This window comes from Polyangium sp. 15x6 (assembly GCF_029960785.1).
Taxonomy (GTDB): Bacteria; Myxococcota_A; Polyangia; order Polyangiales; family Polyangiaceae; genus Polyangium.
This window is the reverse complement of the sequence record NZ_JASBQE010000020.1, coordinates 70,173-83,047: the sequence shown is the minus strand read 5'-3', so window position 1 is coordinate 83,047 and position 12,875 is coordinate 70,173. Positions and strand designations below refer to the sequence as shown.

The 12,875-nt window shown below is 68.9% G+C and carries 10 protein-coding genes; 6 read left to right on the top strand and 4 right to left on the bottom strand.

Annotation, left to right across the window (positions count from 1 at the left end):
- Window positions 1-274: 274 nt before the first annotated feature.
- On the bottom strand, window positions 275-1,207 hold the full coding sequence (locus QHF83_RS17115) for an STAS domain-containing protein (protein ID WP_282418913.1): 933 nt from the start codon (window positions 1,205-1,207) through the stop codon (window positions 275-277).
- A gap of 137 nt (window positions 1,208-1,344) precedes the next feature.
- Here QHF83_RS17115 and parA point away from each other — a divergent pair, with 137 nt between their 5' ends.
- The 4 genes from parA (at window position 1,345) to QHF83_RS17095 (ending at window position 4,834) form a co-directional block, all read left to right on the top strand.
- Entirely contained in the window at window positions 1,345-2,028 is a 684-nt protein-coding gene (parA, locus tag QHF83_RS17110; RefSeq protein WP_282418912.1) for a ParA family partition ATPase, read from the top strand.
- Complete coding sequence (locus tag QHF83_RS17105) at window positions 1,979-2,617, top strand: hypothetical protein (protein WP_282418911.1); 639 nt, start codon at window positions 1,979-1,981, stop codon at window positions 2,615-2,617. Before parA ends, QHF83_RS17105 begins: the two co-directional genes overlap by 50 nt.
- A gap of 221 nt (window positions 2,618-2,838) precedes the next feature.
- Complete coding sequence (locus tag QHF83_RS17100) at window positions 2,839-4,227, top strand: hypothetical protein (RefSeq protein ID WP_282418910.1); 1,389 nt, start codon at window positions 2,839-2,841, stop codon at window positions 4,225-4,227.
- A 145-nt stretch (window positions 4,228-4,372) separates the two neighbouring features.
- Entirely contained in the window at window positions 4,373-4,834 is a 462-nt protein-coding gene (locus tag QHF83_RS17095; protein ID WP_282418909.1) for a VOC family protein, read from the top strand.
- Window positions 4,835-4,837: 3 nt separating this feature from the next.
- Here QHF83_RS17095 and QHF83_RS17090 read toward each other — a convergent pair whose 3' ends face one another.
- Entirely contained in the window at window positions 4,838-6,667 is a 1,830-nt protein-coding gene (locus QHF83_RS17090; protein ID WP_282418908.1) for a TIM-barrel domain-containing protein, read from the bottom strand.
- 70 nt (window positions 6,668-6,737) lie between these two features.
- Here QHF83_RS17090 and QHF83_RS17085 point away from each other — a divergent pair, with 70 nt between their 5' ends.
- A complete protein-coding gene (locus tag QHF83_RS17085; RefSeq protein ID WP_282418907.1) occupies window positions 6,738-7,964 on the top strand; it encodes a cytochrome P450 in 1,227 nt (408 codons plus the stop codon).
- Between the two features lie 72 nt (window positions 7,965-8,036).
- Here QHF83_RS17085 and QHF83_RS17080 read toward each other — a convergent pair whose 3' ends face one another.
- The gene (locus QHF83_RS17080; protein ID WP_282418906.1) at window positions 8,037-10,805 is read right to left on the bottom strand and encodes a HEAT repeat domain-containing protein; all 2,769 of its coding nucleotides are present in this window, start codon (window positions 10,803-10,805) and stop codon (window positions 8,037-8,039) included.
- 119 nt (window positions 10,806-10,924) lie between these two features.
- Here QHF83_RS17080 and QHF83_RS17075 point away from each other — a divergent pair, with 119 nt between their 5' ends.
- Complete coding sequence (locus QHF83_RS17075; protein WP_282418905.1) at window positions 10,925-11,476, top strand: TlpA disulfide reductase family protein; 552 nt, start codon at window positions 10,925-10,927, stop codon at window positions 11,474-11,476.
- Here QHF83_RS17075 and QHF83_RS17070 read toward each other — a convergent pair whose 3' ends face one another.
- Complete coding sequence (locus QHF83_RS17070; RefSeq protein WP_282418904.1) at window positions 11,477-12,811, bottom strand: alpha/beta hydrolase fold domain-containing protein; 1,335 nt, start codon at window positions 12,809-12,811, stop codon at window positions 11,477-11,479. It abuts the gene before it with no gap.
- Between the last annotated feature and the right edge of the window lie 64 nt (window positions 12,812-12,875).

Genomic DNA, 12,875 nt, shown 5'->3' with positions numbered 1-12,875 from the left:
AGAAAAACCGCGCCCCCTACGCTCAGGGCCAGACGTCGACAAACCCGCATCCCCGGGCCTTACCGGGGGTTTTTCCGGGGGTCAAGCGAAGTTTGTCCGTTCCCCCCGCCGCTCCTCGGCAATGGTCGACGCAGCCCGTTCGGTGCCAATCGAGGGAAGAGCGAGGAAAGAGGGATCGGCGCCGTCGTGACGCGCGCATCGTGCACAGCCCGGACGTTGCTCCGCGTCCTCGCTGTGCCCAGATTCCCCCTTGCCGCCCCTCGCGTTCTGTGCCCTACCGCCTCCGCCAGGCCGGCCCGATCGCCTCCGCAATCGCGGCCGAAAGCGTGCTCTTCGTGGTCATCCCTCGCATCTCCACGCCGAGCTCCACCAAGGTCCGCGCCACGGCCGGCCCGATCCCCGATAGGATCACCTTCGTCCCGAGCAGCCGCGCCGCCTGCGCCGCCGAGATCAGCGCGTTCGCCGCCGACGTGTCGACCGTCGGCACGCCCGTGATGTCGAGGATCGCCGCCTCCGCCCGGTGCTCCTGGATTCCAGCGAGCAGCGCTTCGAGGATCTGCTGCGCGCGCGCGTCGCCGATCGAGCCGACGAGCGGCATCGCGATGACGCCCTCCGCGATCGGCACGAGCGGCGTCGAGAGCTCGCGGATCAGCGCCTCCTGCGAGGCGATGACCTTCGCTTCGAGCTCCGCGCGCTCCACTTCCTCCCGCTGCTCCTCCGAGAGGTCCTGGACGACGGCGGCGAGGCCGAGCACCTCCTCGGGGCCCGCGCGCACCACGTAGCAGTCGACCTGCGCCGGCAAGGGCGCGCCTGTCGCGCCGCGCAACGTGAGGATCCCGCGATACGTGCTGCCGTCCACGAGCGCCGCGTAGAGCGCCTCACGCGTCGATGCGTCGCCCGGCCGGAGCGCGTCGACGAGCGGCGTGCCGAGCACCGCCTCGTCACGGCCGAACAGCCGGTGGTAGGCGCCGTTCACGTGCGTCACGTCCCCCTCGGGGTTCGCGAGCACCACCGCGTCCGGCGTATGCTCCGTCAGCGCCGCGAGGATGCGCAGCTCACCGCTCGCCTTGCGTCGATCGATCTCGTGCTGGGCCACCGTTCGCGCGAGCTCCGCGCGCAGCACCTCGGCCTCGCGCTCCTTCTCGGCGAGGGCCCGTTCGAGCGCCGCGACGCGCTCCTCGATGCTGCGCTCGGCCTCGGTCGCCACGAGGACGCATCGTAGGGCCTTCTCGCCTGGCCGATCCACTGCTTCCGACCTGTCCACGGGCCCTGCATGGCGCGACGCGTCCGAGGTGCGTCACCAAAAATTGGGCCCTCGGGCGTGGCTTCCGGTAGGGGGGCTTCATGATCATCGCGCTCACCGGACAGAAGGGTGGGATCGGCAAGAGCACCACGGCGGTGAGCCTCGCCGTGGCGGCGCTCTCGCGAGGACAGCGCGTGCTCCTCGTGGACGCCGATCCGCAGGGCACGGTGCGCACGTGGGGTGAGGTCGCGAGCGAAGCGGGGCACAAGACGCCGACGATCGTGGCCATGGGCGCGCAGATGCATCGTCCCGGGCAGCTCGATGCGGTCTCCCCCGCGTACGACATCACCATCATCGATTGCCCGCCGCGGCACGGAGAGATCTCCCGCTCGGCCCTCATGGTCGCGGACGTCGCCGTCTTCCCCTCGGGGCCGACGGCCGCCGACGCCTGGGCGCTGACGGCCGCGATCGAGGTGTTCCAGGAGGCGCGCGCGCTCCGGGAAAAACTCTCCGGCTGCGTGCTCATCACGCGCAAGCAAGGCCGCACCGCGCTCGCCAAGAGCGCGCGCACCGTGCTCGAGAGCTCGGGCCTGCCGGTGCTCGCGACCGAGCTCGGTTTTCGCGTGGCTTACCAGGAGGCGATCGCCGTGGGGAAGGGCGTCACCACGTACGCCCCGCGCGACGCCTCCGCGAAAGAGATCTACCAATTGCTCGACGAGCTCACGAGGTTCCACCATGGCCAAGAAGCAAGTCGCGGTTTCGCTCCGCAAGCCGCCGTCGCCTGAATCGATCGACGCCTTCGTCAGCGGGGACGATCCGCCCGCCGTCGCGGCCGCGCCGAAGCGCGCCCGCCGCGCGTCGGCGAAATCGGAGCGCGCGGCCGCCGAGGTCACGCCCGTCCCCGAGAGCGTCACGCCCGTCCCCGAGAGCGCCGTCGTCGCTGTCGAGGCACGCGCCTCCGCGCCGGCCGAGCCTGCCGCTGCGCCGGCCGAGCCCGCCGCTCAGCCTGCGCCTGCGCCCGCGCCGCTGCCCGAGCCGACGATCGTGGGAGGCGTGCCGCTCCGCGCGGTCACCATTTACCTCGCGCCCGAGCTCGCCGAGCGCCTCACGGTCCATTGCATTCAGCACGACCGCGACGTGAGCAACGTCATCGGCGAGGCCCTCACGAATCACCTCGCGCCGCGCCTCGGCGCTGGCACGACCGAAGGCGCCTCCGCGCCCCGCGACGCCTCGCCCCCGCGCCCCTCCTCGTTCTGGGGCCAGGCGCCGTTCCCGCAGGTGGAATGGCCGCCCCGCCGCTTCGATCAGATCGTGGAAATCGGCCGTATTCTGCTCGGTGTCGTCCGTCGGCGTGGATACGCCGCGACAGCGTAGTCCTGCGCATAACGAAAATCCGTCCCGCGCGGGACACCTCACAGCCGGAGAAATCTTGCACGGCCGTTGAAAGCGCGCGGCGTTTGCGCTGAACATGGCCGTCGGCGTCGGCCCCCCCGTCGCCGTGACTTCGTTACTCTACGACTCTCAACGCTTGGAGGTTCTCGCCTCGGACGTTCCGAGGGAGGCCTCCAATCCCCCTTACTGAGGAGCTTCTTCCCATGCGAATGAGCCGAGTGGGTCTTCTGTCGTTGTCTCTCGCCACGTTGTTTGCGCTCGGTTGCGCCGGGGAGACCGGTCCGGCGGGGCCCGCGGGACAGCCGGGCACGGAGGGGCCGAGCGCGGACCCGAGCATCAGCGCCATCACGCCGAGCAAGGCGTTCGTCTCGCGCCGCGCCGAGGTCACGATCAGCGGCTTCAACACGACCTGGACCGACGCCGCGACGCTCGACTTCGGGCCGGACATCACGGTCGTCGAGAAGAAGATCGCGAGCCCGACGGGGATCGTCGCGGTGATCGAGGTCTCCAACAAGGCCGCGGTCGGCGCGCGTGACGTGAACGTCACCGAGGGCGGCTCGACGGTCACCTACAAGGGCGCCTTCTCCCTCGACGCTCCGCTCGACGTTTCGTTCGAGGGCACGCAGGCGCAGGGCTCGATCCTCCTCGCGAGCGCCAAGCAGAAGGATCTCTCGACGCCGTTCGACCTGACGACCACGGGCGACGGGCTCTTCGAGCCGATCGTCTACACGAACCTCGCCGTCTCGGGCTCGGAGGGCGTCTTCGGCAGCGTCGAGGACGCGCAGCTCTACGGCGCCTCGATGATCGTCTTCACCGACGTGAAGGTGGCCGCGGGGGCTGCTGACGTCGCGATCGCGAGCGGACTGCAAGGCGAGGAGATCATCTCGCCCGCGACGGGAGCCTTGCAGATCGCGGCGCGCGAGCCGGTCGCGCTCACGGCGGGCATGAGCGTCAGCGGCACGGTCGATCAGCCGTTCGGCTCGCTGCTCTACTCGTACACGCCCTCGGGCGCGGGGAAGATCATCGCCATCGAGGCGCTCGCCGACTCGGCCGACGCGACGACGGGCTTCGCGGTGCTGCCGGCGAGCGGCAAGTTCTCCGAGCTCATCGCGTTCGAGACGGCGCCCACGATCGAGGTCGGCGCCGAGCCGGTCTACTTCGTGTACTGGGATAACTCCGGCACGTCGGGCTACAACATCGACGTGACGGTCAAGGAGATCGTCCCGGCGGAGGTCGAGCCGAACAACGCCTGCGGCGAGGCGCAAGCGGTCGCGACGCTGCCGGCGACGCTCGAGGCGTTCAAGATGGCGGACAAGGACGACCAGGACTGGCTCGTCATCGACGCCCTGGAGGCGGACGTGGGCAAGGTCATCCACGTCGTGACGTCGCCCGGCGAGGCGCAGACGGACACGGTCGTCGAGGTCGTGGGTTCGGACTGCACGACGTCGCTCGGCGTGAGCGAGGACTCGAACTACCACGAGGACTTCACGAGCGAGCCGATCACGGCGCCCGGCAAGTACTTCATCAAGGTCACGAACTCGACGTACGGCTACAACGGCGCCCTCTACAACCTCTCGATCACGCTCGAGTGATTCGAGCGCAGGGGAGCGCGGTTTTCCTGCGCTCCCCTTTGCCCCGCCCATTTCCCAGAAAAACCTCCTCGCAGGCCCCGAGCGCCTTGACGCTCGCGCGGGCCTTGGGAAAGCTCTGCCCGCTCGTCCAAGAGGAGGGAACGACATGACCACGCAAGAACCGTCGAAGCCGGCACCGTCGAACTGGCCCCGCATCTCGTCCGCGCTCTACTACGAGGATTCGAGGGCCGCGATCGACTGGCTCTGCCGCGCGTTCGGGTTCCAGGTGCGGCTGCTCGTCGAGGGGGAGAACGGGACCGTCGAGCACTCGGAGCTCGTCTACGGCGAAGGGCTCATCATGGTGGGTCATCCCAAGCCGGAGAAATTCCCGTACATGAAGACCCCGAACCAGCTCGGCGGCGCGAACACGCAGAACATCATGGTCTACGTCGACGACGTGGAGGCGCATTGCGCGCGGGCCCGGGCCGCGGGCGCGAGGATCGTGAAAGAGCCGGAGACGGTCGATTACGGCGAGGAATACTGGTCGGACCGCGGATACGAGTGTGTGGACATCGGCGGTCACCACTGGTGGTTTCACCAGCGGCTGCGCGAGCCGAAGACGAGCTGAACGTCAGGGGTTCTGCACCTCGATCGTGCTCTCCCCGGCGGCCTTGGGGACCTTCACCCACAGAGAGCGCGCGGCCGCCTCGTAAAAGAAGCCCGAGGGCGCCGCATCGAACGCATCCCGCGTGGCGTGTTTGGTCGCCACATTGCCGGAGACCGTGACGCTCGCGGGCTCCTCCTCCACGCGGACGCGGAACAACGTATCGACGAGCGTGCGCGAAATCGTCACGGAGGCGCCGCTCGCCGTCGCGCTCGCCTCGAGCGTGGTGACCACGTCGTCCGTGTCGTGCAGGGAAAAACTCGTCGACGTCGCGTCCGGGAACACGAGCACCGTCAGCTTGCCGGCCGAGGCTGCATTGCCGAGCCCGGTGACGTCGTCCGCGACGTGCATCGGTACGATCGCGCCGGACCGGAAATACAGCGGCACCTTCTGCAGATCGGCCGCGAAATCGGCGGCCACCGTCGTCCCGCCTTCGAGCGGCGCCGCCGACGGCGTCCAGAAATCATAATAACGCGCTCCTGCTGGCAGCACGACGTCCCGCTTCCCCGTGCCATCGAGCAGCGGCGCCACGAGGAGCGCGTCGCCGATCGTATAGCGATAATCGCCGGCCCAGCTCGCCTCCGCGCCGATGGGCCGCAGGGGCACCGCGGCCCCGGCATACGCCTCCTCGGAGAGGCTGTACCAGAAGGGAACGAGCTCGTGGTGGAGCTTCGACCAGTATCGATAGATGTCGGCGATCTCGGTGCCATTCTGCGGCACGGTCCAGGGCGTGATGTTCGCGCGGCCGTGGAGCTGCATGAACGGCGACAGCGCGCCGATCGCCGTCCACCGCGCGAAATTCACGGGGTCGAGCGGGATCTGTTCGCCGAGCAAGTTCTTGTCGTCCCGATCGAGATACCCGCCGATGTCGGATCCGAGCACCACGTATCCCGCCGCCGCCGAGCGGAACGTGTGATCGAGCGCGTCGGCGAGGCCCACCCAATCGCGGCGGTTGTCGCCCATCCACGCGACGGGCGCGTGCTCCTTGCGGGCGAAGAACCGGCCCTTGAAATCGTACGACTCGTCCCACGCCCGGACCATCGTGACGAACTCGGGCCCGCGCCGCGCCACGCCGTACGCCAGGAAATCCTGGTAATAGGCCTCCGAGTATTCCTGGTGCGGCACCGGCCCCGCGGCCGTCATGACCGTGTCGAGCTGGAGGTAGCTGTCGCCGAAATCGATCTTCCAGCCGTCGATTCCCATGTCGAGCACGCCGTTCTGCTGCTCGTGCCACCACGCCCGCGCCGACGGGTTCATGAAATCGACCGCGGCGCCCGTGCCTTTCCACCACGAAAACCTGAACGAATCCTCGACGAAATAGCCGCACGCCTCGCCCTCCGCGAGGTTCGGCGAGGCCCCCTCGTACGCGTCGCCGCCCTCTTCGAGGTCGTACGAGACTCCGTTCACGAAGTTCGTGATCCACAGGACGACCCGCACGCCGTCTGCATGCATGTCCTCCACCATCTTGCCGAAATCGGGGTAGCGCGAGGGGTTCGGGATGAACGTGTTGTAATGGGTCTCCCAGGGGCTATCGAGGACCACGGCGCCGACGGGGATGTCTCGCTCGCGGAAGCCGGACACGAAGGCATATGTGTCCGGGCCGTCCGAGATGTCCTTCGAGATCCAAGGCTCGAACGCCCAGCGCGGCGTGTGGCGCGTGGGCTCGGGCAGATTCTCGGCGGGCCGGACACAAGGGTCGGTCGGGCCCACGGGGGGTGTATCCAGATCCTCCGGGCACCCGAGGAGCGCGAGGAGGGACAAAGGCAGAACACGGAGCTGGAGCGAAAGCATTTTCATTCCGCGAACCTATCGCGGCTCGTCCGCCCCTGTCACCCGCTCCGGCGCAGCCTGCCTCGTTCTCGCGCGCGTGATACGATCGATCGTGATGCCTCCCGCGCCGGTCGACATCATCGCTCCCGCATTCAAGGCGGATCCATTCCCATACTATGCTCGCCTACGGGCCGAGGCGCCTGTCTTTCGCACGAAGCTCGAAGACGGGCGTACGGTCTACTTCGTCACGCGTTACGACGACGTCGTCTCCGTCCTCAAGGATCCCCGCTTCGTCAAGGACCGCACGAAGGTCCTCACCCCGGAGCAGGAGGCGAAGCAGCCGTGGGTCCCGGCCTTCTTGAAGCCGCTCGAGCGCAACATGCTCGACGTCGACGAGCCCGATCATCGGCGCCTGCGGAACCTCATTCACCAGGCGTTCACCCCGCGCATGGTCGAGGACATGCGCGCGCGCGTGCAAGCGATCGCCGACGAGCTCATCGGAAACGTCGCCTCCCGCGGCCGCATGGATATCGTGCGTGATTTCGCGCTCCCCTTGCCGCTCACCGTGATCGCCGAGCTCCTCGGCATCCCCGAGGAGGCGCGCCCGCGGTATCACCGTTTCTCGAACGCGCTCATGCAGACCACCTCGAACGTGAAGATGCTGCTCTCGCTGCCGCTCTTCTGGTTCACGGTGCGCGACCTGCGCAAGCTCATCGCGGAGAAGCGCGCGCGACCTCGAAACGACCTCATCACCGCGCTCGCGCAAGCCGAGGCGGAGGGCAGTCAGCTCAGCGAGAACGAGCTGCTCGCGATGATCATCCTGCTGACCGTCGCCGGGCACGAGACCACGGTGAACCTCATTGCCTCAGGTACGCTCGCGCTCCTCCAGCACCCGCGCGAGCTCGAGCGCCTCCGGAAGGATCCCACGCTGATCAAATCGGCGATCGAGGAGCTGCTCCGGTTCACGAACCCCGTCGAGACAGCGACCGAGCGTTATGCCAGCGAGGACGTCGAGCTCGCCGGCGTCACGATCCCCCGCGGCGAGCTCGTGCTCGTGGTCCTCGCCTCCGCGAACCGCGACGCCGCCCAGTTCGAGGATCCGGACAAACTCGACCTCACGCGCGACCCGAACCGTCACGTCGCGTTCGGCCAGGGCATCCATTATTGCCTCGGCGCGCCGCTCGCGCGGCTCGAAGGGCAAATCGCGCTCGCCACGCTCCTCGGCGCGCTGCCCGATCTCCGCCTCGACGCCGCGCCGCACACCCTGCGCTGGCGCCCCACGTACATCGTGCGTGGGCTCGAAGCGCTCCCCGTCGCGTTCTGATCCCTTCGAAACGCGAAACCCCCTCCCATCACGCGGATGAGAGGGGGTCTCGGGCTCACGAGTGGGCGCGACTCACTGCTCCTTGGCGCCCTTGTCCTTCGGCTGCAGCTTCGAGAGGTCCTCGGCGACGATCGCCTTCGGGTTCATGATCTCGAAGAAGGCACGCTTCGCCATCTCGCCCGTCTCGCCCTGCTCCTGACGGAGCGCCATCAGGACGCCGCGCTCCTTCATGAACTTGAGCGTCTGGATCGCGCCCTTCTTCCGCGCCGCGTCGCCGTTCTTCGCGTCCTGCCAGAGCCGGTAACGAAGCACGACGCGCGTCTCGGAGTGCGGGCCGTTGTCGAACTTGAGGTTGTCGAACTGCGACTGCAGGCGCTGACGCGACCACTCCTGCGGCACGTCCGCCACCTTGATGCGCGCGATCGCCTCGGCGTTCGCCACCCAGCGGTAGATGTTGCCGCGCTTGAAGTCCTCGTCCGACCAGTAGCCGAACGCGCGGAAGTAGTGGTCCTTCAGATCGTTCAGCGCGTCGGGGCCGAAGTCGCCGTACATCGCGACCGTGCGGGCCGCCGTCTCCCCCGAGCCGCCGAGGATCAGCGCGAGCGCCGCGGCGTTGCGGATCTCCGGGTTCTGGAGCTTCTCGAAGAGCTTCGCTTCCGTCCCCTGATCGAAGCCGCCGATGCCGATCGCGCGGGCGTAGGCCATGCGCAGGCCGATGTCGAGGTCGGGCGTGAGCAGGTCCGCGAGCTCGCCCGAGATCGACGGCACGGGCTTGAGCGACAGCGTCGAGGCGTAGCAGGCGCCGATGAGCTGCTTGCGCGGCTCCTTCTTCGCCCCGTACTCCTTCGCCTTCTTCGCGACCTCGCTCATCGTCTTGTCGTCGGCGCACCACGCGAGCGCGTCACAGGCGGCTTGACGCGCCTCCTCGTGCCACGACTCGTCCTCGATGAGCTCCATGAGCGGCTTCGAGGCCTTGCCGTCGCCCCACTGCCCGAGGCCCTGCGCCGCGCCGTAGGCCACCGCGCGGAGCGCCATGCCGAGCATCGCCAGGCCCGCGCCGTTCAGCGCCTCCTGCGTGATGTCCATCTTCTTGTCGGGCTTGCGCTTGAACTGCTCGAGCAGCTTCGGGAACGTCGGCTCGTCCTTCATCATGCCGACGTAGCGGAGCGCGCTCTGCGCCGTCTCGAAGGCCGTGGGGAAGGGAGGCTGCGCGCCCTCCTTCGGCAGCGGATCCTTCGGGAAGGCCCAGTCGCGGAGATCGTTCTTGACCTTCTCGCTCTGCACGGCGCTGAGGAACCTGAGGCCGTTCGCGTGCGGCTGCGGGCGGTCCTTGATCCAGAAGAGCACGCCGTCCTCGGCCGCGGCCTTGAGCTCGTCCTTCTTGTCGGTGTGGATCATCGCGAGGTCCGCGAGCATGCGGCTGGCGACCACGCGCGGCAGATCCGTGCGCGAGAGGTGGCCGCCCTCGTCGGCCTCCCAGAACCGCTCCTGCGCGTAGAGCTTCGAGGGATCGACGCGCATGCGCTCGCCGAGGTACTTCGCCGCGCGGATGTCGCCGACCTCGGCGAGCCGCGTGCCGGCCTCGCCCTGCCAGTGCAGCGTGGGCTTCGGCGACCCCTCGAGCCACTTCACGAGCGAGTCACCGACGCGCGGATCGGCGACGTCCTTCATCATCTCCATGAGCTGCTTCGTCTGGAACCACTCGGTCTCGGCCGGGTCCTTCTTCACGCTGGCGAGCGCGAGCACGAGGCCCTCGCCGCCGATGCCGTCGCGCAGCGCTTCGAGGAACTTCTGCCGGTTCTCCTTGCTCGAGCTGCTGAGCGCCGAGAGCAATGGCGCGCGCGCGGTCTCGTCGCCGATCTTGCCGAGGCCCGTCGCGGCCTCGCGACCGACCTCGGAGTCGGGATCCTTCACGAGCGTGATGAGCGTCTGCGTCCACTTCGGGTTCGCGTCGCGCGAGAGCAGCGTGGCCACGAGCTGACGCACCGACGGGCTCGGATCCGCCGCGAGCTTCGCGAACTCGTCGAGCGACACGAGGCTCGCGAGCCGCTCCGGATCGAACGCGGTGCCGCCGCCGAGGCGCTCGACCTTCGACAGGAAGCCCTTCCTGTACTGGTCCATCGCGTCCTTGAAGACCTGCGGCTCCTTCAGCATGACGAGGGCCCACACGAGCTGCGGCCTGTCGCTGTCGTCGGCCTCCTTGAGCGCGGCGAGCAGCGCGGCCTTGCCGGCGTCGCCCTTCGGCGAGCCGTAGTAGGCGAGCACCTGCGCGGCGACGCCCTTCACGCGGTGATCGGGCTGCTCGAGCGCCTTGATCGCGTGCGTCACGCCCTCGGGATCCTCGGCGTAGGCGAGCTGGATCAGCGCCTCTTGCTGGAGGGCCCACTCGTTCGGGTTCGCGGCCCAGGTGCGCCAGCGCGGGATCTGATCCTTCACGGGCAGGACGAAGATGTTCTTCTTCTCCTTGACGACCTGCTCGACCGTCATCTTCTCCTGGCCCTGCTTGATGCCGAAGAAGAGCGCGGCCGCGCCGCCTGCGACGATGAGCAGCGCCACGATGATCGTGACGGGATTGAAGCGACCCTTCTTGAAGTCGCCGTCGCCGAAGTCGGCGCCGCCGCCGCCGCCGCCCGTGGGCGCGGGGGGCACGGCGCCTCCGCCGCCGGGCGCGCCGCCGGGCAGATCGTCGTCGTCGGGCGGCCACTTCGCGAGGTCGAGCCGATCGGGCGTGCGGAGCCTGCGCTTGACGGGCCTCTCGGTGCCCCCGATCCCCCGGGGAGGAGGCTGTTTTCCGTTGGGAAGAGGAGACGGTTCGGGCTGTGAGTTCGGACGATCGAGCATGGTTCCTCCCCGCGTCGCTCTCGTGCGACCGGCGGAGCGGCGGCGCCGCTTTGCGGGGACCGAACATACCAGGGGACGCCTTTCGGGCGCAGCCGCAAAGAACTTGCTAAGGAGAACGGGTGCCGACGCCCGCCCCTGCTCCCTCCGATGGCAAGGTTCGCTCCTGGGTGTTTGCGGGCCTTCTCGGCCTGGGCGCGCTCGGGGGGGTTTCTCTCTTGCCCCGCGTCGTCGGCGGGGGGAGCCCGTTCGAGGGCAAGCCGGCGCCGGACGCGGTCTTCGCGGTCGCGGCGAACGGTGATCCCGGGGCGCGCATGCAGATCGAGAGCCTCAAGGGCCACCCGGTGGTCCTGGACTTCTGGGCGACCTGGTGTGGCCCTTGCGCCGCGCAGGCCCCGATCCTCGACCGCATCGCGCGAAGGTACGAGAAGCAGGGCCTCATCGTGCTCGGCGTGAACGCGCACGACCCGCCCGCGAAGGCGAAGAGCTACGCCGAAAAAAAGGGACTTTCGTACCCCATCGTGATCGACGCGGGCCAGGAGGCAGCGGAGGCGTACGACGTGCAGAACCTGCCGAGCCTCGTGGTCATCGATCGTGAGGGCCGCGTCGTCCGGTACATGACGGGCCTCGTGGACGAGGCTTCGCTCGACGAGATCGTCGCGGCGACGTTGTAACTAAGCGACCGACGTCGCGCCCTCGGGCTCGTCGAGCGTACGCGGCGCGCGCGCGACCTCGATGCTCGCGCCCTCGTGGCGATGCCTCGCCCACTGGTACGCGAGAAACCGCTCCACCGCGGCGAGCGCGTGCCCCGTGCGCTCCGACGGAAACACCTCGAACGCGTGCTGCGCGCCCGGCAGCTCCGCGTAGAGCACCGGCGCGCGGCTCTCGGCGCGCAGAAGCTCCACGAAGAGCCGCGCCTCCTGCACCGGCACGAGCGAGTCGCGATCGCCGTGCACCACGAAGAACGGCGGCGCGTCCTTGCGCGTGAGGCTCATCGGCGAGGCCTCCTCGAACGCCGCGCGATCCTCGTCGAGCTGTTTCTTCATCACGCTCTTCTCGAGGATCGTCCGCAAGAGCGTGCCCCGCCAGATCCCGCGCCGGTCCGTGAAGTCGTAGACCCCGTAGAACGGCACGCAGGCTTGCACGCGCGTGTCCACGTCCTCGAAGCCCGGCTGGTAGCGCGGATCGTTCGGCGTGAGCGCCGCGAGCGCCGCGAGGTGACCGCCCGCCGATCCGCCCGTGATCACGAGGAAGCTCGGGTCCGCCCCGTGCTCCTTGCCGTGCTCGCGGATCCAGCGGATCGCGCTCTTCACGTCGATCAGGTGATCCGGGAACGTGAAGCGCGGCGAGAGCCGATAGTTCGCCGACACCACGACCCACCCGTGCGCGGCGAGCCGGTAGGCGAGGGGTTTGCCCTGGTCGTCCTTGCTCCCGATCACCCACGCCCCGCCGTGCACGAACAGCACCGTCGGCCGCGGCTTCGTGTTGCCGCGCGGCCTGTAGACGTCGAGCTTGAGGTTCACGCCGCCCGCGCGCGAGAAGACGATGTCGCGCACGACCTCCACGCGCCCGTCGAGCACCGGCAGCGGGAACAGGCGCTGCCGGAGGGAAAAATGCTCGTCGACGTGCGCGCCGATCTCCTCGGGGATCACGCTCCGATACTCCGTCCCGAGCCCTTCGCAGAGCGCCGCCTCCGTCACGTCGCGCGCTTTGCGCGCGTCGATCACGATGCGCACGAGCCCGACCCACGACAGCGTCACGATCGAGAGCGCCATCCAGCCGGGCCATCCGTCGAGCCCGCCGGCCCACACGAAGAGCGCCGTCGCGACGGCTTGCCAGAACAGGTGATGCGCTGCGAGCTCGCCGGTCAGCCACGACGCGAAGAACCCCGCGCCGACCAGCGGCCAGAACTTCCGGGCCGGCCGGAGCGCGTTCAGCGTGAACATGGCCCCGACGGCTGCGGCGATCAGGAAGAGCACGGGGGCGGGGAGCAGGAAGGGCAGGGGCACGTCGCGTGGAGGATGACCGAGTCGCGTGGTGTTGTCCCGCGCCGAGGCGGCTCGAAATGCGCCG